At 75.0% G+C, this 23902-nt stretch carries 16 protein-coding genes; 8 read left to right on the top strand and 8 right to left on the bottom strand.

What is annotated here, in order from left to right; all coding sequences use genetic code 11:
• The first annotated feature begins 95 nt into the window (after positions 1–95).
• On the top strand, positions 96–2165 hold the full coding sequence (locus rosag_RS17385) for a PAS domain S-box protein (RefSeq protein ID WP_284351433.1): 2070 nt from the start codon (positions 96–98) through the stop codon (positions 2163–2165).
• A gap of 17 nt (positions 2166–2182) precedes the next feature.
• On the opposite strand, the gene rosag_RS17380 is transcribed toward rosag_RS17385, so the two are convergent.
• Complete coding sequence (locus rosag_RS17380; protein WP_284351432.1) at positions 2183–2947, bottom strand: response regulator; 765 nt, start codon at positions 2945–2947, stop codon at positions 2183–2185.
• 337 nt (positions 2948–3284) lie between these two features.
• Here rosag_RS17380 and rosag_RS17375 point away from each other — a divergent pair, with 337 nt between their 5' ends.
• Both rosag_RS17375 and rosag_RS17370 read left to right on the top strand, forming a co-directional pair.
• The gene (locus tag rosag_RS17375; RefSeq protein WP_284351431.1) at positions 3285–4424 is read left to right on the top strand and encodes a hypothetical protein; all 1140 of its coding nucleotides are present in this window, start codon (positions 3285–3287) and stop codon (positions 4422–4424) included.
• 72 nt (positions 4425–4496) lie between these two features.
• On the top strand, positions 4497–7232 hold the full coding sequence (locus rosag_RS17370; RefSeq protein WP_284351430.1) for a PAS domain S-box protein: 2736 nt from the start codon (positions 4497–4499) through the stop codon (positions 7230–7232).
• On the opposite strand, the gene rosag_RS17365 is transcribed toward rosag_RS17370, so the two are convergent.
• The 3 genes from rosag_RS17365 to rosag_RS17355 all read right to left on the bottom strand — a co-directional run bounded on the left by rosag_RS17365 (position 7229) and on the right by rosag_RS17355 (position 12836).
• Complete coding sequence (locus tag rosag_RS17365; protein ID WP_284351429.1) at positions 7229–9361, bottom strand: PAS domain-containing protein; 2133 nt, start codon at positions 9359–9361, stop codon at positions 7229–7231. The genes rosag_RS17370 and rosag_RS17365 overlap by 4 nt on opposite strands.
• 408 nt (positions 9362–9769) lie before the next feature.
• Positions 9770–12478 (bottom strand): ABC transporter permease, encoded by a 2709-nt coding sequence (locus tag rosag_RS17360; protein WP_284351428.1) that lies wholly within the window; start codon positions 12476–12478, stop codon positions 9770–9772.
• Between the two features lie 22 nt (positions 12479–12500).
• The gene (locus rosag_RS17355; protein ID WP_284351427.1) at positions 12501–12836 is read right to left on the bottom strand and encodes a PadR family transcriptional regulator; all 336 of its coding nucleotides are present in this window, start codon (positions 12834–12836) and stop codon (positions 12501–12503) included.
• Between the two features lie 197 nt (positions 12837–13033).
• On the opposite strand from rosag_RS17355, the gene rosag_RS17350 reads away from it, so the two are divergent.
• From rosag_RS17350 to rosag_RS17330, 5 genes are all read left to right on the top strand, one after another.
• Positions 13034–13465 (top strand): GntR family transcriptional regulator, encoded by a 432-nt coding sequence (locus tag rosag_RS17350; RefSeq protein WP_284351426.1) that lies wholly within the window; start codon positions 13034–13036, stop codon positions 13463–13465.
• On the top strand, positions 13462–14379 hold the full coding sequence (locus rosag_RS17345; RefSeq protein ID WP_284351425.1) for an ABC transporter ATP-binding protein: 918 nt from the start codon (positions 13462–13464) through the stop codon (positions 14377–14379). Before rosag_RS17350 ends, rosag_RS17345 begins: the two co-directional genes overlap by 4 nt.
• Positions 14376–15326, top strand: a complete 951-nt coding sequence (locus rosag_RS17340) for a hypothetical protein (RefSeq protein ID WP_284351424.1) — start codon at positions 14376–14378, stop codon at positions 15324–15326. The genes rosag_RS17345 and rosag_RS17340 overlap by 4 nt, the downstream gene beginning before the upstream one ends.
• Before the next feature lie 87 nt (positions 15327–15413).
• Positions 15414–16325 (top strand): ABC transporter ATP-binding protein, encoded by a 912-nt coding sequence (locus rosag_RS17335; RefSeq protein ID WP_284351423.1) that lies wholly within the window; start codon positions 15414–15416, stop codon positions 16323–16325.
• Positions 16322–19891 carry a M1 family aminopeptidase gene (locus rosag_RS17330; RefSeq protein ID WP_284351422.1) on the top strand — a complete coding sequence of 1190 codons (3570 nt, stop codon included), beginning with the start codon at positions 16322–16324 and terminating at the stop codon, positions 19889–19891. Before rosag_RS17335 ends, rosag_RS17330 begins: the two co-directional genes overlap by 4 nt.
• Positions 19892–20178: 287 nt before the next feature.
• Here the strand turns inward: rosag_RS17330 and rosag_RS17325 are convergent, their stop codons facing one another.
• The 4 genes from rosag_RS17325 to rosag_RS17310 form a co-directional block, all read right to left on the bottom strand.
• Entirely contained in the window at positions 20179–20550 is a 372-nt protein-coding gene (locus rosag_RS17325) for a hypothetical protein (protein WP_284351421.1), read from the bottom strand.
• 209 nt (positions 20551–20759) lie between these two features.
• Entirely contained in the window at positions 20760–21428 is a 669-nt protein-coding gene (locus rosag_RS17320; protein ID WP_284351420.1) for a response regulator, read from the bottom strand.
• Positions 21425–22966: a PAS domain-containing sensor histidine kinase gene (locus rosag_RS17315; protein ID WP_284351419.1), complete on the bottom strand. Its 1542-nt coding sequence runs from the start codon at positions 22964–22966 to the stop codon at positions 21425–21427. The genes rosag_RS17320 and rosag_RS17315 overlap by 4 nt, the downstream gene beginning before the upstream one ends.
• Before the next feature lie 103 nt (positions 22967–23069).
• A complete protein-coding gene (locus rosag_RS17310) occupies positions 23070–23783 on the bottom strand; it encodes a hypothetical protein (RefSeq protein ID WP_284351418.1) in 714 nt (237 codons plus the stop codon).
• Between the last annotated feature and the right edge of the window lie 119 nt (positions 23784–23902).

Raw genomic sequence — 23902 nt, 5'->3', positions numbered from 1 at the left:
ACCCGATCATCGACGCGGAGGCCGCCATCGTCCATCACGCAGCCGATGCTGCTCGGCATGCCATCCGCCCGGGCGACGGCGAGCTGGCGCTCCGGATGCGCCTCCAGTTCGAGCGCATGCCGCTCGGCTGCATCGTCCTCGACGCGGCGCATCGCATCGTCGACTGGAACCCCGCGGCGGAAGCGATCTTCGGCCATCGACGCGAGGACGTCCTCGGCCAGGACGGGCCCGCGGTGCTGCTTCCGCGCGGCGCCCACCCGTCGCTCGACGCGATCCTGCACCGCCTCGCGGCCGGCGACATGGCGGCGCACTCGGTCAACGAGAACGTCACGCGGGACGGCCGCACCATCGTCTGCGAGTGGCACAACACGCCGCTGCGCGGCGCGGACGGCGCGATCGTCGCGCTGCTGTGCATGGTCCAGGACATCACCGAGCGCGTGCGCGCGGAGGAGGCGCTGCGCGCGAGCGAGCGGGCGCTCGCCGCGGAGCTGACGGCGATGGCGCGGCTCCAGGAGGTGAGCACGCGCCTCGTCGGCGCCGAGGGCGGGACGCCGCTGCTCGAGGAGATCATCGACGCCGCGATCACGATCACCGGCGCGGAGCGCGGCCTCATCCAGCTCCTGGACGCCGACGGCGCGGGACTCACGATGGTCGCGAGCCGCGGCTTCGACGCGGGCTTCCGGGAGCGCTTCCGGCACCTGCGCGGCGTGCGCGCCGCCTCCACGGAGGCGGCACGGACCGGCGAGCGCGTGGTGGTGGAGGACGTCGCGGAGAGCCCGCTCTACACGGGCACGCTCGCGCGCGACGTCAAGCTCGTGGCCGGCGTGCGCGCCGTGCAGTCGACGCCGCTGATCGCGCGCTCCGGGCGTCTCGTCGGCGTGCTCTCCACGCACTATCGCCAGCGCGGCCGCCCGGCGGAGCACCACCTCCGCGTCGTCGACCTGCTGGCACGCCAGGCCGCGGACTGGATCGAGCGCACGCAGGCCGAGGACGCCGTCCGCGTGAGCGAGGAGCGCTACCGCGCGCTCGTCTCCCAGGTGCGCGAGTACGCCATCTTCTCCACCGACGCGCGCGGCGTGATCACGACGTGGAACGAGGGCTGTCACCACGTGCTCGGCTACGCGCGCGACGACTTCGTGGGCCTCGACCTGGCCGCGCTGTTCACGCCGGAGGACCGCGCCTCCGGCGTGCCGCGGACGTACCGGCGGCGGATCGGCCGCGGACGCGCCGTCCAGGACGAGCGCTGGATGGTCGCCGACGGCGGCCGCCGGTTCTTCGCGATGGGAGCCGCGACGGCGCTGCGCGACGCCGCCGGGCGGCCGCTCGGCGCCAGCATCGTGCTGCGCGACGTGACGCGGATGAAGCTCGCCCAGGATGCGCTCGCGCACCGGGGCGAGCGCCTCGAGCGTCTCGTGAGCGAGCGCACCGACGCGCTGCAGCGGGCGACCGAGCGGCTGCGCGCCTCGGAGCGCATGGCGTCGCTCGGCACGCTCGCCGCGGGGCTCGGGCACGACCTCGGCAACCTGCTGCTCCCGCTGGAGGCGCGCCTCCAGCTGCTGGAGCGCGCGGCGCTGCCGGCCGAGCTGCGCGAGCAGGTCGTCGGCATCGCGAGCTGCGTGGAGTACCTCCAGCGGCTGTCGGGCGGCCTGCGGCTCCTCGCGACCGACCCGGGGGACACGCGGCTCACCGAGCCCACGGAGCTCGGGGCCTGGTGGAAGGACATCAGCCGGCTGCTGAAGAACGTGCTGCCGCGCGACGTCGCGTTCGAGGGGACCATCCCGCCCACGGAGAGCTGGGTGTCGATGGGCCGCGCCGGGCTGACGCAGGCGGTGTTCAACGTGGTGCAGAACGCGGCGGACGCGCTGCGCGAGCGCGGCGCCGGCCATGTCGGCGTCCGCGTGGAGTCCGGCCCGCGCCCGTCGACGGTGGCGATCGACGTCACCGACGACGGGCCGGGCATGACGGCCGACGTCCTCCATCGGTGCGCCGAGCCGTACTTCAGCACCAAGCCGCGGGGCCTCTCCACCGGCCTCGGACTGGCGCTGGTGCACGGGCTGGTGACGGCGGCCGGCGGGGAGCTGTCGATCACGTCGACGCCGGGCGCGGGCACCGCGGTGCGGCTCGTGCTGCCCGGCGCGATCCTGCCCGAGCGCCGACCGCCGTGAGGGCGGCCGACCGTCCGCTACGCGCCGAGGATCTCCGCCTCGATCGCGAACCGCACGTACTCCGTGCGATGCTGCAGCCCGAGCTTGTCGTGGATGCGATGCTTGTACGCATCCACGGTCTTGGTGCTCACGTCGAGCTGGCGCGCGATCTCGGCGCCGCTGTACCCCTCGGCGACGAGGCGGAGCACCGTCGCCTCGCGGTCGCTCAGCGCCCGGAACCGGTCGCGCGCCGACGTGGCCGCGCCCTTCGGCGCCACCGCCGTGGCCAGCAGCCGCGCGACCGCGGGTCGCACGTACACGTCGCCGCTGGCGACGACGCGGATGGCCTCCACGAGCTCGCGCGACGCCGCCGCCTTGGTGAGGTAGCCCCGCGCCCCGCCCGCCAGCAGCGGCACGAGCCGCGTCTGCTCGGGATACATCGTGAGGATCAGGACGCGCACCTCCGGCAGCTGGCTCCGCAGCGCCGCGAGCACCGATTCGCCGTCGGCGCCCGGCATGTCGAGGTCGAGGACGACCACGTCGGGCACGGCGCGCCGGGCGAGCTCCAGCGCGGCGGCGCCGTTCTCCGCCTCCCCGACGACGGCGATGTCGGGGGCCGACTGGAGCAGCACGCGCACCCCCTCGCGGATCAGCGTGTGGTCGTCGACGAGGATCACGCGGATGGTCTCGTCGCGGACGGGGACCCCGCGAACCGCGTACGAGCGCGCCGCGAGGGCCGCCCCCAGCTGCGCCAGGACGCGCGGCGAATCGCCGCCTCCGGCTTCCCGTCTGTGCGTGGTCATGACAGCGCCACTCCGAGTCTCGCGCCCGGCCCCGGCCGACCCGTGCTCGACCACGGCCCGAGCGTCCGTCGCCGGTAGTATCGACGGCGGCCCGCGGCGTCGCTACCGGGGAACCGCGAAGTCGCGGCGATCGCCGCGACGGTCCGTGCCGGGCAACGTGGAGGCGCCGCTTCCCGGATTCCCGGCACCGTGTGCCGCGCCCGCCCGCTAGCGTGCCGGGCGTTCGACTCGATGCACGGACGCCCGGAGGATCTCGGATGCGCCAGACGCGCGACGAACGACGACACCCGGTCCGGCACGCGGGCCGGCGCGAGACGCCGCGGAGCAGGCGGGCGTGATGGCACTCCTGGAACAGGCGCTCGGCGTCGTCGTCACGCTCGTCTTCCTGCTCGACGTCTTCCTGACCGTGCTCTACGCCCGGATCGGGACCGGCATCGTCAGCCCGTGGATCGCGCGGCTCATCTGGCGCACGATGCGCGGAATCGCGGCGCCGTTCGGCCGCCGACGCGGCGCGGTGCTCTCGTTCTGCGGGCCGATCATCCTGGTCGCGTTCCTCACCGTCTGGACGCTCGGGCTGACGCTCGGCGCGGCGCTCCTCATCCATCCCGCGCTCGGCACGGGCGTCCGCGTCTCCGAGGGGCCGACGCCGACGGACTTCGTGGCCGCCCTCTACGCCGGCGGGACCAGCCTGGCGATCACCGGGTCGAGCGAGTTCTCGCCGCAGACGAGCGGGTGGCGGCTCGTCTACCTGTTCCTCTCGCTCGTCGGCACGTCGGTGGTCTCGCTGACGCTGACGTATCTCATGCAGGTGTACAGCGCGCTGCAGCGTCGCAACGCGCTCGGGCTGCAGCTCCACGCGCAGTCCGGCGAGTCGGCCGACGCCGCGGAGCTGCTGGCGCGGCTCGGACCCGACGGGCAGTTCAGCGGCGGGTACAACAACCTGTCGGAGGTGGCGACGCAGCTCACCGAGGTGAAGGAGGCGCACCATCACTACCCGGTGCTCTTCTACTTCCGCTTCAGCGAGCCGTACTACTCGGCGTCGCGCATCACCCTGCTCGCGCTGGACACGACGACGCTGATCGGGAGCGCGCTGAGCGACGACGAGTACGGGTGGCTCCCGCGATCGGCCGCCGTGGCCCAGCTCCGACGCGTGTCGCTGATGCTCCTCACGTCGCTCGAGGAGAACTTCGTGACGCACGACGCGCCGAGTGGCGAGCCGCAGCCCGACGAGCGCACGCAGGAGCGGTGGCGTCGGCGGCAGGCGGCCGCGGTGCGGCGGCTCCGGCAGGCGGGCATCGCGACGGTCGCCGACGAGCGGGGCGGCGCGGAGTCGTACGTGGCGCTGCGCCGGGAGTGGGACGGGCACGTCGCGACGCTCGCGCCGGCCATGCTGTACGACATGGACGAGATCGACCCGGCGATGTCGCGGGCTGGCGAGCCCGGCAGCCGCGCCGCGCGGGCGCACGTCGCCCGATAGCTCGGGCGGCCGACGCGGGGCCAAGCGCGGGGTCGCCGTCAGGGCACGGCGGATGAAGTACGTTCGGCCTCGATGCCAGCAAGAGACCCGGCGCGCCCTGCAGCCAGCGCAGACGTCACGGCCGAACACGAGCGACTGACCGTCCGCGCGGCCCGGCTGCGCGCCCATCCCGCCGCCCGATACGGGGCGGCGGTCGCGCTGGTGGCCGTGGGCACGCTCGCCACCGCGGGTATCGGGCCGGAGATCGAGACCTACACGGTCAACGTCTACGTGATGGCCCTGGCGCTCGCCGCGTGGTATGGCGGGCTCGGCCCCGGGCTGCTGGGCACCGCGCTCTCGGTGCTGGCGCTGACCTACTTCTTCGTCCCGCCGTACTTCGCGCTCTTCCCGCTCACCCGCAGCGACGCGATCCGGGTCGCCCTGTTCGCGGCCTCCGGGGTGACCATCTCGTGGGTGAGCCACCTGCTGCGGCGGGCGGTACGGGAGGTCGCGGCGGGCGTCGAGCGCGCGGCCACGCGCGAGGCGCTGTTCCGGCACACCTTCGAGCAGGCCGCCGTGGGCATCGCCCACGTCGGCCTCGATGGCCGCTGGCTGCGGATCAACGCGCGGCTGGCGGAGATCCTCGGCTACGCCCCGGAGGAGCTGCTCGCCCGGACCTTCCAGGACGTCACGCTGCCGGAGGACCTGGACGCCGACCTGGCGCACGTGCAGGCGCTCCTGCGCGGCGAGGCCGCCCACTACGCGATGGACAAGCGGTACCGCTGCCGCGACGGCTCGACGGTGTGGGTGCGGCTCACGGTCGCGCTGGTGCGCGACGCCGCCGGGCGGCCCGACTACTTCATCTCCGTGGTGGAGGACATCGGCGCGCAGAAGCGCGCCGAGGCCGAGCTGCAGGCCGCCGCCGCGCAGAACGCCCACCTCGCCGAGACGGAGCGCGAGGCGCGCGAGGAGGCGGAGGCGGCCGCGCTGCAGCTGCAGGAGCAGGCGAGCGAGCTCGAGATCGCCAACCAGCAGCTGCAGGACGAGGCGGCCGAGCGCGCCCGCGCGGAGGCCGCCGCGCGCGAGAGCGAGGCCCGCTTCCGCAACGTGGCCGACGCCGCGCCCGTCATGCTCTGGGTGACGGCGCCGGACGGCCGGTGCACCTTCCTCAACCGCCAGTGGCTCGAGTTCACCGGGCAGACGCTGGCGGAAGGGCGCGGCTACGGGTGGCTCGACGCCGTGCACCCGGAGGACCGTCCGCGCGCCGAGCAGCAGTTCGTCGAGTCGAACGCGCGACGGGCGCCGTTCCGCGCCGACTACCGGCTCCGGCGCCACGACGGCGCGTACCGATGGGCCGTGGACGCGGCCGCCCCGCGCTTCACCCCCGACGGCGAGTACCTGGGCTACGTCGGCTCGGTGATCGACATCGACGAGCGGACGCGGCTGCTGGAGGCCGAGCGGGCGGCCCGCGTCGCGGCCGAGGATGCGCGCGCGACGGCGGAGGCGCTCGGCCGGCGCGCGGAGACGTCCGAGGTGCTCGCGCGGCAGCTCTTCGCGCTCTCGCCGCTGCCGAAGTGGGTCTACGACGCGGAGACGCTCGCCTTCCTCGACGTGAACGACGTCGCGGTCCGGCGCTACGGATACACGCGCGAGGAGTTCCTCTCGATGACCATCCGCGACATCCGGCCGCCCGAGGAGGTGCCGCGCATGCTCGACCTGGCGCGGGCGCCGCACCGCGCCGAGGGGTCGCAGGGGGTCTTCCGCCACCGCACCAAGGGGGGCGAGCTGCTCGACGTCGAGGTCTTCCTCCGCGACGTCCCGTACGAGGGTCGGCGCGCCGTCATCGCGGTCGTGCAGGACGTGACGGAGCGCCAGCGCGCGGACGCGGCGCTGCGAGAGGCGACGCGGGCCGCCGAGGCCGCGCGCGACGAGGCCGAGGCGGCGCAGCGCGGCGCGGAGGCCGCGAACCGGGCGAAGAGCGAGTTCCTCGCCAACATGAGCCACGAGCTGCGCACGCCGCTGAACGCCATCGGTGGCTACGCGCAGCTGCTCGAGATGGGGCTGCACGGCCCGGTCACGGGGGAGCAGCACGCCGCGCTCGGACGGGTGACGCGCGCGCAGCAGCACCTCCTCGGCCTGATCAACGACGTGCTCAACTACGCGAAGCTCGAGGCCGGCCGCGTCGAGTACGACCTGCAGCCGGTCGACCTGAACGAGATGGCGGCCCAGGTCGCGCCGCTCGTCGAGCCGATGGTGCGGGCCAAAGGCTTGGTGCTCGAGGTGCGGCCGTCCGCGCCCTGCCTCGTGTGGGCCGACCGCGAGAAGCTCTCGCAGGTGCTCGTCAACCTGCTCTCCAACGCGGTCAAGTTCACGGACTCGCCCGACCCGCGCACCGGCGCACCGGGCCGGGTGACGATGAGCATCACGTCGCGCGACGACGGAGACGCCCCCCAGCCGGGGCTCGGGTTCGTGCGGGTCGCGGACACCGGCGTGGGCATCCCGCGGGACCAGCAGGACCGCATCTTCGAGCCGTTCGTCCAGGTGCGCGCCGCCGCCCGAAGCGCGTACGCGCAGCCGGTCGAGGGGACGGGCCTCGGCCTCGCGATCAGCCGCGACCTGGCGCAGGGCATGGGAGGCGACCTGCGCGTCCGGAGCGCGCCGGGCGAGGGGTCGACGTTCACCGTCTCGCTCCGCCGCGTGGTGGACGCGGCAGGGCAACCGACCGACCGCCGAGTGGACGGCGAGCGACGCGGCGACGAGCGCCGCGTCCGTCGTGCCCGTCGTGGCGACGCGGTCGAGGTTGCGCCCGCCGACACCGGGACCGACTAGGCGCGCGGCAGCGTGAGGCTGAAGGTGCTCCCCACGCCAGGGACGCTCGCGGCGGTCAGGTCGCCCCCCATGCCGCGTGCGAGGTCGCGGCTGATGGCGAGACCGAGCCCCACCCCTTCCTGCGCGCGCGTGAGGCGCTGGTCGGCCTGGACGAACGGCTCGAAGATGCGCTCGAGCTGCTCGGGCGCGATGCCCACGCCGGTATCGCGCACGTGCAGGTGCACCCGCTCCTCGTCGACCGTGCACGCCACCTCGATGCGCCCCGGCACGCCGTCGCGCGGCCGCGTGAACTTCACGGCGTTGCCGAGCAGGTTGAGCAGGATCTGCTGCAGCTTCTCGCGGTCGGCGCGCATGTGCAGCTCCGGCGGCGCGCCCGACCACGCGTAGCCGAGCCCCTTGGCCCGGAGCTGCGGGGCGACGAGCGCCTCCGCTTCCGCGACGGCCTCGCCCACCGGCACGTCGGCCAGCCGGTACGTCACCGCGCCGGCCTCGACGCGCGAGTAGTCGAGCACCCCGGCGATGAGCCCGAGCAGGTGGCGCTGGCTCTGCTGGATGCGCGCGAGGGCCGTGCGCTGCGCCTCGGTGACCGGCCCGTGGATCCCGAGCTCGATGAGCTCCGCGTAGCCGCCGATCGCGTTCAGCGGCGTGCGCAGCTCGTGCGACATCACCGCCAGGAACTCGCTCTTGCCGCGGTTCGCCTGCTCCGCCTCCGCCCGCGCCCCCTCCGCGCGTGCGACGGCCGCCTCGCGCGCCGCCTCCGCCGTCTTGCGAGCCGTGATGTCGCGGAAATAGCACGCGAGCCCGCCACCGGCCTCGGGATAGATGCTCACGTCGATCCAGAGGTCGGTGAGCGGCGAGATCGTCTCGTAGTGCACCGGCCGGCGCTCCGACATGACCTGGTGGTGCATCCGGTAGCTCTCGCTCCCCACGGCGGCGGGGAACTCGCTCCAGTAGTGCCGGCCGATCAGGTCCTCCCGGCAGCGCTGCCAGAGCGCCTCGGCCCGCCGGTTCACGTACGTGAAGCGGAACTCGGCGTCGACGGCGTAGAAGGCGTCGCCGATGCTCTCGAGCACCGCCGTCACCCGCGCGCGCGCGGCCTCGCTCTCCGCGAGGAGCCGCTCGCGCTCGGTCACGTCCACCGAGGTGACGAGCGCGCCGTCCACCCGCCCGTCGGCGTCGCGCACCGGCGCCGCGCTCAGGCTCACCAGCCGGCGCGCCCCGTCCGGGCGCTCGATCTCGACCAGCTCGTCCTGCACCACCTCGCCCTGGGCCAGCGCGCGCGCGAGCGGCCACTCGTGGCTCGCGATCCGCCGCGCCGCCTCCTCGGGGGAGCCGGGCGCGCCCGGGCCGGGCCGGAATCCGACGAAGTCGCGGCTGTACGCGGCGACCTCCGGCGACGCGGGGACCACGCCCCAGATCGCGACCGCGGCCGGGTTGCTCACGGAGTGCCGGCCGGCCGGGGCCTCCGCGAACGTCACGCCCACGGGCAGGTGCTCGAGCACGGCCGCCAGCCGCTGGCGCTCGCGCTCGGCGGCCAGATGGGCGCGCGTCTGCTCGGTCACGTCCACGCCGTAGCTGAGCAGTGCGAACACGCGCCCCTCGGCGTCGCGCACCGGCTCGTAGCGCAGGTCGAAGTAGGCGTCCTCCAGGCCGGCGCCCAGCCGGTCGTAGCGCACCGGGACGGCCGTCGCGGCCCACGGCTCGCCGGTGGCGTAGACGCGGTCCTGGATGTCGAAGAACGGCTGGCCCTCGAGCTCCGGGAACGCCTCACGGTACGTGAGGCCGGTGACGTCGCGCCCGCCGCTCACGCGCTTGTACGCATCGTTGACGAGCTCCAGCCGGTGCTCGGGGCCCACGAGCAGCGCCATCGGCGTCATCGCCTGCAGGAGCGCGGCGCGGAGCTGCCCCCGCTCGGCGGCCAGCGCGGCGACGAGCCGCGCGCGCTCGGCCTCCGCGTGCACGCGCTCCGTCACGTCCTCGACGTAGTGCACCAGGTAGCGCACCGCGCCGTCCCGCCCGACGACCGGGCTGTTCCGCGGCGCCCAGTGGCGTTCCTCCCACGCCCCGTCGGGGCGGCGCACGTCGTAGCGCTGGACCGGCATCGCGTGCGGCGCGCCGGTGCGGAGCACCGCGTCGAGCGGGCGCGGAGGTTGGCCACGCCCGTGGGGGCCAGGTTGCCCGGGTTCGCGTCGGGGAGCGCCTCGAACACCGAGCGCCCCACCAGGGCGTCGCGCGACTGCAGCGTGGCCTGCAAGTACGCGTCGGTCGCCCCCACGATCGTGAAGACGGGCGCGTCGGGCCGCAGGACCAGCAGCGCCGCCGGCGCCGCGGCGAAGAGCGCCGGGAAGTCGTCCAGGTCGAGCGCGGGACTGGCGGTCACCGGGGGCGGCGTGGCATGCGGCGCGGGCGAGGGCGGTCGGCGGCGGAGCTCGTCCCGAGTGCACCGGGTGTGCCGCGGGCGAGCCCGGGCGCGTCGCGCGCGCGGCCGGACGGCTCCCCGATGCGGTGCGCGAAGGTGCCGGCGATGACGGGTCGACCTAGTCGACCCGCATCGCCACGGTCGGCTCCACCCGGAGCGCGCGCCGCGTGGGGACGATGCAGGCGAGCAGGCACACGCCGAGCATGAACACCGAGTACGCCAGCGCTCCCGCGAGGGCGGCGGGGGTCGCCTCCTCGACATCGCGCAGCAGCACGGTGAGCACGCCCCCGGCGACGACGCCGAGCGCCACCTGCGCCAGCGGCCGCGCGAACACCGAGGCGACGAGGCGCCGCCGACTCGCACCGAGGGCGACGCGGATCCCGATCTCGCGCGTGCGCCGCGCCACCGTGAACGCCATCACCGCGTAGATCCCCGCCATGGAGAGGAGCATCGCCACCGCGCTCACGACACCGAGGAGCCGGACCCAGAACATGGAGAACGCGATCCCGGCGTCGCTGAGGGTGTCCATGCGGGCGACGTCGTCGACGCGCAGCGTGGGGTCCACCGCCGCGGCGACGGCGCGCAGCCGCGGGGCGAACGCCGCCGCGTCGCCCCCGCGCACGCGCACCGCGACGTGGAGCGGCACGACGACGTCCGCCGCGAGCGGGTGGTAGAAGCCCGCGACCTTCGGGTCCGCCGCCGCCGACATCCCGAGGTCGGGGACGACGCCGACGATCTCGTACCACGGGGCCGGCCCAGCGCTCTCCGAGAGCGGCCCGCTCTCGTCGTTCCGCCAATCATAGCGGAGGTGCCGGCCGATCGGGTTGCGTCCGCCGAGCACGAGCCGGACGAACGACTCGTTCACGATGACGACGCGGGAGCCGGGCGCGAGGTCCCCGGCGTGGAACGCGCGACCGGCGCGCACCGGCACGCCCAGCACGTCGAAGTAGTCCGCGTCGACGGCCGCGGAGCTCGTCCGGTAGCCGCCCGGGAATCTCGGGTCCTGCGGCGCCGCGCCGCCGGAGTCCACCTCGATCCAGTGGGGCAGGTGGTGCATCCGCGGCAGCCGCTCGGCGAACGTGACCCCGACGACCCCCGGCTCCGCGTGCAGCCGCCGCTCCAGCTCGCGCGCGGTCGCCCGCCGGCGCGCGACGAACGCGGCGAGCGACGTGTCCGCGCCCGGCGAGGCCTCCCGGTCGAGCGCGATGCGCGCGGAGAGGAACTCCGCCGCCGGGAAGTCGGCCACCATCGTGCGGGCTCCCCTCACGCCGCCGTAGACGCTGAAGGCGACCACGGGGAAGCCGAGGGTGACCGCGATCTGCGCGACGATCACCGCCGTCCAGATCCCGCCGAACCTCAGGCCCCCCGCCCCCGCGGCCGTCTGGCGCAGCCGCGCCTGCAGCCCCCGCGTCACCTTGAGCCCCGGCAGCACGCCGGCGATCGCCGCGCCGAGCACCGTCAGCAGCACGGCGTAGAGCACCGTCCACGGCGACAGGCCCGCGTGGAACCAGAACGGGAGGCGGCCCGAGTGCGCTTCGAAGGCGCGGACGAGCAGGCGCACACCGAGGCCGGCGGCTCCGAGCCCCACCGCCGCCGCGACGCCGCCGAGGACGAGCGCCTCGGCGAAGAGCTGCGCGACGATCCGCCGGCGGGTCGCGCCGAGCGAGTTGCGGACGGCGATCTCCCCCTCGCGCGTCGCCGCCCGCGCGAACATGAGCAGCGCGACGTTCCCGCAGATCAGCACGACCAGCATGACGAAGAAGACGTAGCTCGACTTCGTCACGAGCAGCGCCGACCCGTCGACGAGGGCGACCGACTGCGCGTACGGCATCACCCGCGGACGCAGGTGCCGGTGCGTGCCCGGGAAGTCGGCGGCGGCGCGTCGCCCCCACGTCGTCAGCTCCGCCTGCGCCTCGTCCAGCGTCGCGCCGCGGGCGAGCCGCCCGAAGATCGTGATGGCGGGGCCCGCACCGCGCGGGTAGTCGAGCGGCGACAGGCGGAGCGGCACCCACAGGCTCTGCGCCACCGGGAACGCGAACCCTTCCGGCATCACGCCCACCACGGTGGTCGGCGTCCGCCCGAGCCGCACCTCGCGCCCCACGACGCCGGAGTCCGCGCCGAAGCGCGCGCGCCACACGTCGTGCCCGATCACGGCGACGGCCGGCGCGTCGGGCCGCTCGTCGGCCTCGCTCAGCGCGCGGCCGAGGAGCGGGCGGGCGCGCGCGACGCGGAAGGCCGCGGCGCTGATCTCCGCCACCTCCGTCGGCAGCGACTCGCCGTCGGCGGTAATGAGGTTGCGCTGCGCCAGCCGGTACGCCCCGAGCTCGGTGACCGACCTCAGATCGGAGCGCCAGGCGGCGAAGTCGTGCAGCGCCTGCGGCTGGGCGCGCCCCGCGGCCGCGTCCCAGCGCTCGAGCGCCACCACGCGGTCGGCATCGGGGAGCGGGAGCCGCGGGAAGAGCACCTGGCCGGTGAACTCGAACGCGCCCGCGGCCACCCAGATGGCGAACGCCATGGCGAGCCCGCCGACGGCCGTCAGCCCCGGGTACTTCACCAGCATCCGCCCCCCGAGCCTCAGGTCGAGCGCGAGGCCACCGAGCCAGGCGAGGCCCCGCCCGTCCCGCATCGCGTCCTCGTGCTGCGCGGCGAGGCCGAAGGCGATCACCGCCCGGCGCCGCGCCTCCGGCGGCGTGAGCCCCTCCTCGCGCACGAGCCGCTCGGCCTCCATGTCGAGGTGGAAGCGGAACTCCTCGCGCATGCGCGACTCCGCGTCGCGCCGGGCGAAGAGGAGGCGCAGGCGCGCGCGCGCCGCGTGGACCAGTCGCATGCGGGGCTCCGGGAGTGGCCGGTCAGGTGGTGCGGAGGACGGCCTCGAGGCCGGCGGCGAAGCGGCGCCAGCTCTCCAGCTCGGTCCCGAGCGCGCGGCGGCCGGCGGCGGTCAGGCTGTAGTAGCGCGCCCGCCGGTTGTGGTCCGTGGTGCTCCACGCGCTGGTGACCAGCCCCGCCTTCTCCAGCCGCTGCAGCGCCGGGTAGAGCGAGCCCTGGTTGACCTCGAGCACGCCGTCGGAGATCTGCTGGACGCGCTGGCTGATCCCCCAGCCGTGCATCGGCTGGAGCGAGAGCGTCTTGAGCACGAGCAGGTCGAGCGAGCCGCGCAGGGCGTCGCTCGGCGGACGAGTGGTCACGGGCGGGTCGGTGCGGGGTTCCTGTCGCCGTCTGGAGGAAGGTGCGGCCCCGTCCTGTAGACGTCAAGAGAAACTCGGGACGCGAGGGCCGCGGGTAGACCGGCATCCGTCGATTCCTGCCCGGGCGACGCGCGCACCGCTTGTGCGCCGCGCACGCCAGATGTAGTGTGGTACACACACCGCAACACCGACCGCTGATGCTTGTCACTCTCGACCCGCGCGACGAGCGGCCGCTGTACCTGCAGATCGTGGATCAGGTCCGGCGTGCGCTCCTGGACGGCACGCTCCGGGCCGAGGATCCGCTGCCGTCGGTCCGGGAGCTCGCCGGCCAGCTGGTGGTGAATCCGCGGACGGTGTCGCAGGCCTACCGCGAGCTGGAGGGCGAGGGCGTGATCTACGTGCGACGGGGACAGGGCACCTTCGTGGCGCCCACCATCCACCCCGACCGCCGGGAGCGGCGCGCCCTCGTCCGCGGGGTGGCCGAGCGCGCGCTGCTCGAGGCGCGGCGCAACGGGCTCGGCGTGGACGAGCTCGTCGGCATGATCTGGGAAGTGGCGGCCGAGGACGAGGGGGAGGGCTCCCCGTCGGCCTCCGCCGCGAGGACGGGCGAGGAAGGAGGAGCCGCGTGACGCACAGCGAAGCACGAGCCGGCGACCACGCGGTGGCCACCCATGGGCTGTCCAAGCGGTACGGCCGCGACTCCGCCCTCGAGAGCGTGGACCTGCGCGTCCCCGACGGCGCGGTGTACGTGCTCGTCGGGGTCAACGGCGCCGGCAAGAGCACGCTGTTCAAGGTGCTCATGAACCTGGAGCGCCCCGACGCCGGCTCGGCCGAGGTCTTCGGGCTCGACACCGGCCGTGACGGGCCCGAGGTGCGCGCGCAGGTGGGCTACGTCCCCGAGCGCCAGGATGCGCCCTACCGGTCGATGACGTGCGCTGGCCTGCTGCGGCACGCGTCGGCCTTCTATCCCGGGTGGGATCACGCCTACGCGGACCACCTCGCGCGCGCCCTCGGCGTCCGGCCGGAGAAGCGGGTCGGCGGGCTCTCGAAGGGCGAGACGCGGCGCCTGCAGCTCGTGCTGGCGCTCGCGCACCGACCGCCGCTCCTGCTGCTCGACGAGCCGACGGACGGCCTCGACCCGGTGGTCCGGCGGCGCGCGCTGGCGCTGCTGGCCGAGCATCTGGCCGACGCGCCGACCACGGTCGTGGTGTCGACGCACCACATCCACGAGCTGGAGAGCCTCGCGGACCACGTCGGCGTGCTGCGGGACGGGCGCCTGGTGGCGCAGATGCCGCGCGAGGAGCTGCAGCGCACGGTGCGCAGCTACCAGCTGGAGGTGCCCGATGGCTGGTCGCCACCGCCGGAGCTGCAGCCGACCGGCCTGCGGCGCTCCAGCGCCGGGCGCGACGTTCGATGCACGCTGGTGGGCGACGAGCGCGACGTCGCGCGGCGCCTGGCCGCCACCGGCGCCCGCGTGCGCCAGGCGAGCACGCTGGCGCTCGAGGACGCGGCGCTCGCCTTCCTACCGGAGGACCCGTCGTGACGACGGCGCCCGCCTTCCGGACCGACGAGCGGCCGGCGCGCGGCACGCGGCCGCGGCTGCCGCATCCGCGAGCCGTGCTGCGCGAGCAGCTCCGCACGACGGGGCACGCGCTGCGCTGGCCGGCGCTGGTCGTGGCGGCGCTCGTCGCGCTCGCGACGCTCCGACTCGCGTCCCGGATCCTGAGCCGCGGCGCGGCGGTCGAGCTCCACGATGAGCCGACGGCGCTGCTCGGGCTCGTGGGCGCGCTGATGCCGATCGCCGTGTGGGCGCGCGACGAGCGCTTCGGGCCGGGGTTCCTCTGGACGCTCCCCGTGGACCGCCGCCGGCACGCGCTCATCAAGGTCCTGGCCGGGTGGCTGTGGCTGATGGGCGGCGTCGCGCTCCTCGCGCTCTGGATGCTCGTGCTCGCCGTCGCGTCCGGCGGCCGCGTGCTGCCGCTCGAGACGCTGCAGGTCCTCGGCGGGCCGGCTCCCGTGGCGGGCGCGCTCGACCCGGCGGCGCTGCGGACGGTCCAGTGGGCGCCCGGCCCGGTGATCTGGGCGGTCCCCTTCACCGCGGCGACCGTCAGCTACCTGCTCGCCAGCGCGCTCGCGCTGGGCACCCGCCACCCGCTCCGGTGGGTGGTCGGCACCGCGCTCGCCTTGCCGCTCTCGTCCATCGCCGGCGAGGTGGCGGGCGAGCAGCTGGGCATGAGCTGGCTGGCCAACGCGCCGCCGCGCGCGCTGGAGCTGCTCATCGAGAGCCGCTTCGGGCTCGACGCGGTGCTCACCGCGCGGACGTCGTCGCTCGACGACGCGGCGACGCTCACGACCGGCCAGCAGGTCATGGTCTGGTCGGCGGTGCCCGATCTCGCCGACTGGCGCACCGCCACCCTGCTCTGGACCGGCCTCGGCCTGCTCGCCCTCTGGGCCGCGGCCTCCCGACACCGCGAGCGCCGGCGCGCCTGAGCGCGCCCTCCCCTCCTCTCCCGCCCTGCCCCGCCCGGGCGCCGCCAGCTGGCGACGCCCCGGGTCCCCCATTGCCCGAGATCCGCCATGGAACTCCGGATCGAGCACCTCTCCAAGACGTACCCCAACGGGGTGCACGCGCTGCACGACGTCACGCTCACGATCCCGAGCGGGATGTTCGGGCTCCTGGGCCCCAACGGCGCGGGCAAGTCGAGCCTCATGCGCACGCTCGCGACGCTGCAGCAGCCCGACACGGGCAGCATCCATCTCGGCGCGATCGACGTGCTGGGAGCGCCCGACCGGCTGCGGCAGACGCTCGGCTACCTGCCGCAGGAGTTCGGGGTGCATCCCAAGGCGAGCGCCGAGGAGCTGCTGACGCACTTCGCGATCCTCAAGGGGATCACCGATCGCCGCGAGCGCCGCGCGACGGTCGAGCGGCTGCTGCGTCAGGTGAACCTGTGGGATGCGCGGCACCGGAAGCTCGGCGGCTACTCGGGCGGCATGCGCCAGCGCTTCGGCGTCGCGGTCGCGCTGCTCGGCGATCCCACGCTGCTCATCGTCGACGAGCCGACCGCGGGGCTCGATCCGGCGGAGCGCGTGCGCTTCCTCAACCTGCTCGCGGAGCTGGGCGAGCGCGCGGTCGTCATCCTCTCGACGCACATCGTGGAGGACGTGAGCGAGCTGTGCACGCGCATGGCGATCATCGACCGCGGGCGCATCCTGCTGGAGGCCGAGCCGCTGCGCGCGGTCGCCGCGCTGGAGGGGCGCATCTGGCGCCGCCTGGTCGACCGCGACGCGCTGCCGGAGATCGAGCGCGCGCACGCCGTCGTGTCGATGAAGCTGCTCGCCGGCCGCACGATGGTGCGCGTGTTCGCGAGCGAGTCGCCGGGCCCGGAGTTCACGCCGGCGGAGCCCGACCTCGAGGACGTCTACTTCTGCACGCTGGGCGGACACCTCGCCCGGACGGACGCGCCGCCCGCGCTCGTGGAGGTCGGATGAGGCTCCGCGAGACGATCCGCTACGAGCTGTGGTACCAGGCGCGCCGCGCCACCACGTGGCTCTACATCGGTGCCGTGCTGGCGCTCGCGTTCCTGCTCGCGCGCATGGAGGTCGGCGGCGTCGTGGACGTCGCCGACGGCGAGGCGCCGATCAACGCGCCGTACATGCTGGCGATGATGATGCGCCTCGCGAACATCGCGGCGCTGCTGCCGATCGGCGTGATCGCGGGCGAGGCCGCGGGGCGCGACGCGATGACGCGCATGGCGCCCCTCGTCTACACGGCGCCGGTGGCGAAGGCGACGTACCTCGGCGGCCGCATCGTCGCGGCGCTGCTCCTCGGCGTGCTGGTGTCGCTGGCGGTGCCGGCCGGCACCCTGCTCGCGGTCCTGCTCTCCGGCGCCCCGGCCGACGTGCTCGGCCCGCTGCGCGTCGGGTCGTACGCGTCCGCGTGGCTCGTGATGCACCTGCCCAACGCGGTGGTCGCGACGTCGCTGGCGTTCGCGATGGCGACGTTCGCGCGGCGTCCGATGGTCGGCTGGGTGGCGGGCGCGCTGCTGTTCATCGGGTCGATGCTGTGCCTGACGATGTTGCCGGACATCGGGCAGTGGACGCTCGCCTCGCTGCTCGACCCGCTCGGGATCGCGACGCTCCAGGAGATGAGCCAGTCGTGGACGCCGGAGGCGAAGCGCAACGACGTCCCGTGGCTCATGACGAGCTTCCTCCGCAACCGCGCGCTCTGGCTCGGCGCCGGTGCGGCGGTGCTCGCGCTGACGCACCACCGCTTCCGGCTCGCGCATCACGTCCCTGCACCGCGGCGGACGCGCGCCGCGACGGAGCCGCCGGCGACCACGCCGATCGCGCTCGCCCCACATCCACCGCGGCCGCGCACCTTCGGCGCGGGCACGCACGCGTCGCAGCTGCTCGCCGTCGCGCGCGAGTCGTGGCGCGTCGTCGTGATCGGTGGCGGCGGGCTCGTGATGCTGCTCGTCGCCGCGCTCGTCGTCGCGGCGGCGCCCGGCGAGCTGGCGGTGAACGGCGTGCCGCTCGCTCCGTCGACCGCGATGCTGGCGGACACCGTCGCCGATCCCGGCGCGCCGTTCACGATGATCGCGCTGCTGCTCCTCCTCTTCTACGCGGGAGAGCTGGTGTGGCGCGATCGCGAGGCCGGACTCGGCGAGATCGCCGGCGCGGCGCCGGTCCCCGAGTGGGCGCAGCTGCTCGGACGCGTCACCGGCCTCGCGCTCGCGCTGGCGACCTTCCAGGCGGTGCTGATGATCGCGGCGATGGCCGCGCAGCTGCGGGTGGGATACCGCCCGATCGAGCCGTGGCTGCACGCGCGCCTCTTCCTCGGCATGCGCCTCGCCGACTACGTGCTGCTGGTGGCGCTCGCCATCGTCGTGCACGTGATCGTCGCGCACAAGTACGTCGGGCACCTCGTGACGCTCCTCGTCTACGGCTTCGTGCTGTTCGCGGCGAAGCTCGGCGTGCAGCACCGGCTGCTCGTCTTCGCGGCCGACCCGGGCTGGTCGTACTCCGACATGCGCGGCTTCGGCGGCGCCGTGGGGCCGTGGCTCACGCTCCAGCTCTACTGGGCCGCGTGGACCGCGCTGCTCCTCGTCGCGGCCTCGCTCCTCTGGGTGCGCGGGCGCGAGGACGCCCTCGCCGCGCGACTGCAGGCGATGCGCCGCCGCGCGACGCGGCGCGCGCTGGGCGTGGCGGCCGGCGCGTCGGCGCTCGTGCTCGCGCTGGGCGGGTTCACGTTCTACAACACGAACGTCCTGCACGAGTACCTGACGCCGACCGACGTCGCCGCGCGGAAGGCCGAGTACGAGCGCCGGTACGCGCGTCACGCGCGCGCGCCGCAGCCGCGACTCGAGGGCGTGCGGCTGCACGCGGAGCTCCATCCCGAACAGGGCCGCGCGGAGATCCGCGGCACGTACCAGCTGGTGAATCGCGAGGCCGTGGCGATCGACACCCTGCACGTCACCACGTCGCCCGACGTCGCCACGGGCGCGATGACGCTCGATCGCGCCGCGACGCCCGCGGTCGCGGACGACCGGCTCGGCTACCGCGTCCTCGCGCTGCGCGCGCCGCTGCAGCCCGGCGACACGCTGCGGCTGCACTGGGTCGTGCGCATCGGCACGCGCGGCTTCGCGAACGACGGCGTGCCGCAGATGGTGACCGCGAACGGCACGTACATCCGCAACTTCGAGCTCCCCTGGATCGGCTACCAGGACTGGCGCGAGCTCGGCGAGGCGAGCGCGCGCGCCGCGCACGGCCTTCCGGCCAAGCCGGCCACGCCGTCGCTGGACGACGAGGCGGCGCGGCGCGACCTGCGCGCGGCCGCCGAGCGCGTGATGGTCGAGGCGACCATCGGCACGAGCGCGGAGCAGCATGCGGTGGGGCCGGGCGCGCTCCGGCGGACGTGGACCGCCGATGGCCGCCGCTACTTCGCGTACGCGACCGAGCGGCCGATCCGCAGCGACTTCTCGCTCTTCTCCGCGCGCTACGCCGTGCGTGCCGCGACGTGGAACGGCATCGCGATCGAGGTCGTGCACCACGCCGCGCACGCGGCGAACGTCGACCGCATGCTCGCGAGCGCCCGCGCGTCGCTCGAGCACCTCTCCGCGACGCTGGGCCCGTACCCGCACCGCCAGCTGCGGCTCGTCGAGCATCCCGGCACGGGCGGCCTGCACGCGTCGCCGATCAACATCTCGTATCAGGAAGGCGCGGCGCTCTTCGATCCCGAGCGCGACGAGCGCGGGCTCGACTTCCCCTTCGCCGTCGTGGCGCACGAGCTGGCGCACCAGTGGTGGGGGAACCAGCTCACGCCGGCGCGCGTGGAAGGCGCCAACGTGATGAGCGAGAGCCTCGCGTGGTACTCGGCGATGGGCGTCGTGGAGCACGCGCGCGGCCGCGCGGAGCTGGAGCGGCTGGTGGCGTTCATGCGCGAGGCCTGGATGCCGCCGAAGGCGCCGTCGGATCCGCCGCTGCTGCGCGCGACCGACTGGTTCCTCGGCTACCGCAAGGGACCGCTCGCGCTCTACGCGCTGCGCGAGTACGTGGGCGCCCAGTCGGTGGACGTGGCGCTGCGCCGGCTGCTCGCGGCGCACGCGGAGGCGCGCCCGCCGCTGCCCACCACGCGCGATCTCTATCGCGAGCTCGAGGCGGTCACGCCCGACTCGCTGCGTCCGCTGCTGCACGACCTGTTCGCCGCCAACACGCTGTGGGACCTCACCACCGAGCAGGTGTCGGCCGCGCCCGCGCCGGGCGGGATGGTGGCGCTGACGCTGACGGTGCGCGCGCGCAAGATCGTGATCGACACCAGCGGCACGGTGCGCGAGCTCCCGATCCACGACCTCGTGGAGATCGGCGCGTTCCGCGATGGCGGCGGCAAGGCGCGTGGAGCGGAGGTCCACCGGCAGCTGCACCGGATCCGCTCGGGCGTGCAGCGCATCACGCTCACGGTGCCGGCCGGCGCCACGTGGGCCGGCGTGGATCCGCGCGCGCTGCTGTTCGACCTGAAGCCGTGGAACAACGCGAAGCGGCTGCCAGCGGAGCCGTGAGGGCTGCGGACACGGTGCAGGGGTCGACGTCTATGCGCGGGACACGCCCCGCTCCGTCCGCAATGCCGCCGCCGCGCGACGCACGACCGCGCTCGTCGACCGCGCCTCCGCACTCCGCTCGCGCGCGGCCCGGGCGCGCTCCGTCAGCGCCCGCCGCGCGCTCGCGAGCGCCGCGCTCCGCGCCCCCAGCTCGCGGAGCGCGTCGAGCGACGCCACGTGCGGCCGCGGTGGCGGTGGCGTCAGCGGCGCGCGGAGCGGGACGCGCTCGCGTGCCCCCGCGACCGGCGTCACCGGTCGTAGTACGCGTCGATGCTCCAGCCGACCACGGCGTCGGTCAGCTCGCGCATGCACTCCGGGTCGCGCCAGCCTTCGGCCGCCAGCGCATCGCGCACCATCGCCTTCACGCGCACGAGCATCTGCTCCGGCGGCGCCCCGTCCGCCCGGAGGCGCACGACGAAGCGCGTGGTCACCGCGCGCAGCTCGGCCAGCAGTCCGACGAGCGGATCCGAGGCGGCGCCCTCGGGGATGGCGAGCAACGCGACCGGGGCGTCGTGCACCGTCCGCCGCCGCCGCTCGCTCTCGATGCGCAGCTCGTGCAGCGCGCGCCGGACCACGGGCTCCGGGCCGGCCGGATCGGTGGCGGGTGCCGTGCGATGCATGGTGTCGAGATGATCTGGGATGCGAACCATCCGGTCGGCTGCGGCGTGCGTTGCGTCGCGACGCGACACACCCGCGACGTGCGGGGTTCGGCGACCTTCTGAGGGTATCCGCCGCCGGGGTCGGCCCCCATCCGGAGATGCCGGGGCGCCGGATCGGGCGTCCCCCGCCCCCTCAGGGAGATCCCCGAGACGCGCCGCCCGCGTCGCGGTCAGTCCTCGGCGAGCCACCCCTGGTCGAGCGCGAAGCGCACGAGCGCCGCGCGGCTGGTCAGCCCGAGCTTCGCCATCGCGTTCGCCTTGTGCGTCTCGACCGTCTTCACGCCGATCGCGAGCGACGCGGCGATCTCCTTGTTCAGGTGCCCGCGGACGACCAGCTGCAGCACCTCCGCCTCGCGAGGGGTCAGCGCGCCCGGCCCCGCGGCGCCCGGCGCGCCCCGCGCCGGCTCCACGAGCAGCGCGGCGGCGATCGACGGATCCACGTAGGTGCCGCCCGCGGCCACCACCCGGATCGCGCGCACCAGCTCGGCGCCCGCGGTGCGCTTGACCAGGTAGCCCGCCGCGCCCGCGCCCAGCAGCCGCGTCACGTAGCCCCGCTCCTCGTGCGCGGTGAGCGCGAGGATCCGCACGCCCGGGCAGTCGCGCGCGATCCGCTCGGCGCCGTCGATGCCGGTCACCCGCGGCATCGACAGGTCGAGCAGGAGCACGTCCGGCTTGAGCTCGCACGCGCGGCGCCACGCCTCGTCGCCGTCACCCGCCTCGCCGACGACCTCGAGCCCCGGCTGTGCCTCGATGAGCGAGCGCAGCCCGTCGCGCACGATCGCGTGGTCGTCGGCGATGACGATCCGGATCACGCCGGCACGCGTCGTCGGCTGCGTCACGGCGGGGACTCCGCGATCGAGGTGTCGGCCGCCTGCGCGCGGGGAGCCGGCGCCCGCATCGGGATGCGGACCAGCAGCGTGGTGCCCGCGCCGGGACTCGACTCGATGGCCAGCGTCCCGCCCGCGAGCGCCGCGCGCTCGCGCATCCCCGCCATGCCGAGCCGCCGCTCCGCGCGCACCCGGACCGCCGTGTCGTCCGCGTCGAAGCCGCGGCCGTCGTCCTCCACGAGCAGCCGCACCTCGCCGTTGGGCTTCTCCAGGATCACGCTCACCTGCGACGCCTGCGCGTGCCTGGCGACGTTGGTCAGCGCCTCCTGCACGATGCGATAGAGCGCGCTGCCCGCCTCGGCCGGCACATCGTCGTCCACGGCGCCCAGCACCGCCAGCTCCGCCGCCACCCCGTGCCGCTCGCCCCAGTCCCGCACGTAGGTCGCGAGCGCGCTCGCGAGGCCCACGTCGTCCAGCTCCGGCGGGCGCAGCTCCAGCGCGAGGCTGCGCGCGTCGCGCGTCATCAGCCGCGCGAGCTCCTCCAGCTGGTCGAGCCGGGCGTCGGCGGGATTGCCCGCCGCCAGCTGCCGGCGCACCTCGCCGAGCCCCAGCGCGAAGCCGGTCAGGTGCTGGCCGAGCTGGTCGTGCAGCTCGCGCGCGAGCCGGCGCCGCTCGGCCTCCTCCGCGGCGGCGAGCGCGCGGCGCAGCTCGTCGCGCGCGGCCGCCAGCCGCCGCTGCTCGGCCGCCTCCGCGGCCAGTCGGCGCTCCGTGAGGTCGCGGCTGATCTTCGTGAACCCCGCCAGCTGCCCGTCGGCGTCGCGGATCGCGGTGGCGATCTCGTTCACCCAGAAGCGCTCGCCGCCCTTGCGCACGCGCCACGCCTCGCGCTCCGCGCGCCCGGTCGCCGCCGCCTCGGCCAGCTCGCGCTCGACCTCGCCCGCCGCCACGTCCTCCGGTGGATAGAACAGCGCGAGGTGCCGGCCGACGACCTCCCGGGCGGTGTACCCCTTCACGCGTTCGGCGCCCGCGGTCCACTCGGTGATGATGCCCGCGGGGTCGAGCAGGAAGATGGCGTAGTCGCGCACGTTCTCGACGAGCGTGCGGTAGCGCGCCTCGCTCGCGCGCAGCGCCTCGTCCAGCGCGCGACGCTGCGTGACGTCCTGCCCGACCTTGAGGAAGCCGCGCAGCGCGCCCTCCCCGTCGCGCAGCGCGCGCGTGGTGCCCTCGATGAAGACGCGCGCGCCGTCGCGGCGCTGATGCCAGCGCACGTCGGGCGCCATCCCGTCCCGACGCGCGATCTCCAGCTCGAGCCGCGGCACGCCGACGGCGCGGTCCTCGGGCACGAACGTCATGGCCGAATCCTGGCCCACCGCCTCGCGCGCCGTCCAGCCGTACACGGCCTCCGCGCCGGGGGACCAGGTGGCGATCCGCCCCTCGGTGTCGGTGGTGAGGATCGCGTAGTCGCGCGCGCCGTCGACGATCAGCCGGTACTGCTCCTCGCTCGCGGCGAGCGCGGCCTCGACCTGTCTCGCGCGACGATCCTCCTTCACGGGCGCCTCCCACGGTCCGGCCCTGCGCGGCGCACGGCGGCTCCGTACGCCCCGCAGGGCGGCCATGACGCACGCGCAGGTAGCGCGCCGCGCGCGACCGATCCTACTCGTGCGCGTGGGCCGGCGCCTTGTGGCTCGCGCACGAGACGCGCGGGTTGAACTGCGCGAACGTCCCGTTCGGGTTCTCGCGGTACAGCCAGGCGTGCAGCTCGTAGTGCGGCTCGAAGCCGTGCGCCTCGTCGGCGGTGGTGAGCGGGTTGTCGATCATGTGGTAGTACTCCTGCCCGGCGAACTGCGGCGGCTCGGTGTTGCCGGCGGCGCGCCACGCCTTCTCGAACACCAGGTTCTCGACGGCGACCAGACGGAGCGATCCGTCGGGCTGCGGCTCGTAGATCAGCACCCCGGGCGTGCGAAAATCGGTGTGCGTCCCCGTGCCGCTGACGCGCGGGTTCGGCGGCGCGGTGATCCCCAGCAGGTCGGGGCGGAAGTAGTGGATCCCCATCCCGCCCAGCTGGCGCGGCATCCCCTCCATCTCCGCGACCATGCACATCGACGACGGGTCGCGCACGTAGCCCTCCTTGAGCGCGACGCGCACGTCGCGGAAGCGCGCCGTGGCCGCGCGCACGGCCGCCAGCGTGGGCGCCGCCTCGACGTCGCGGACGGCCGTGGGGCCGGAGACGTTGGCGGCCGCCCGCGTCTGCGCGGCGGCGGGAACGGCGAGAAGGGCGCCGGCCAGGGCAGCCGTCAGGATCGCGGTGCGGCGGATCGGCGTGCGGTCGAGCTGCGAAAGCTGTGGGAGCTGCTGCGTCGTGGACATGGGATCGCCTCCGGAGCGAGAGGTGGAAGTCAATTTCAACAGACATCACTGTTCACCGAACGGAGGCGACGATACGGACGGCGCGCGCGCTTGTCAAGAGTTCAGTGAACAGGTATGTT

The sequence above is a fragment of the Roseisolibacter agri genome (genome assembly GCF_030159095.1).
In the GTDB taxonomy this organism is placed as follows: Bacteria; Gemmatimonadota; Gemmatimonadetes; order Gemmatimonadales; family Gemmatimonadaceae; genus Roseisolibacter; species Roseisolibacter agri.
The sequence above is the reverse complement of the archived record's forward strand: the minus strand, read 5'-3'. Positions and strand labels throughout refer to the sequence as shown.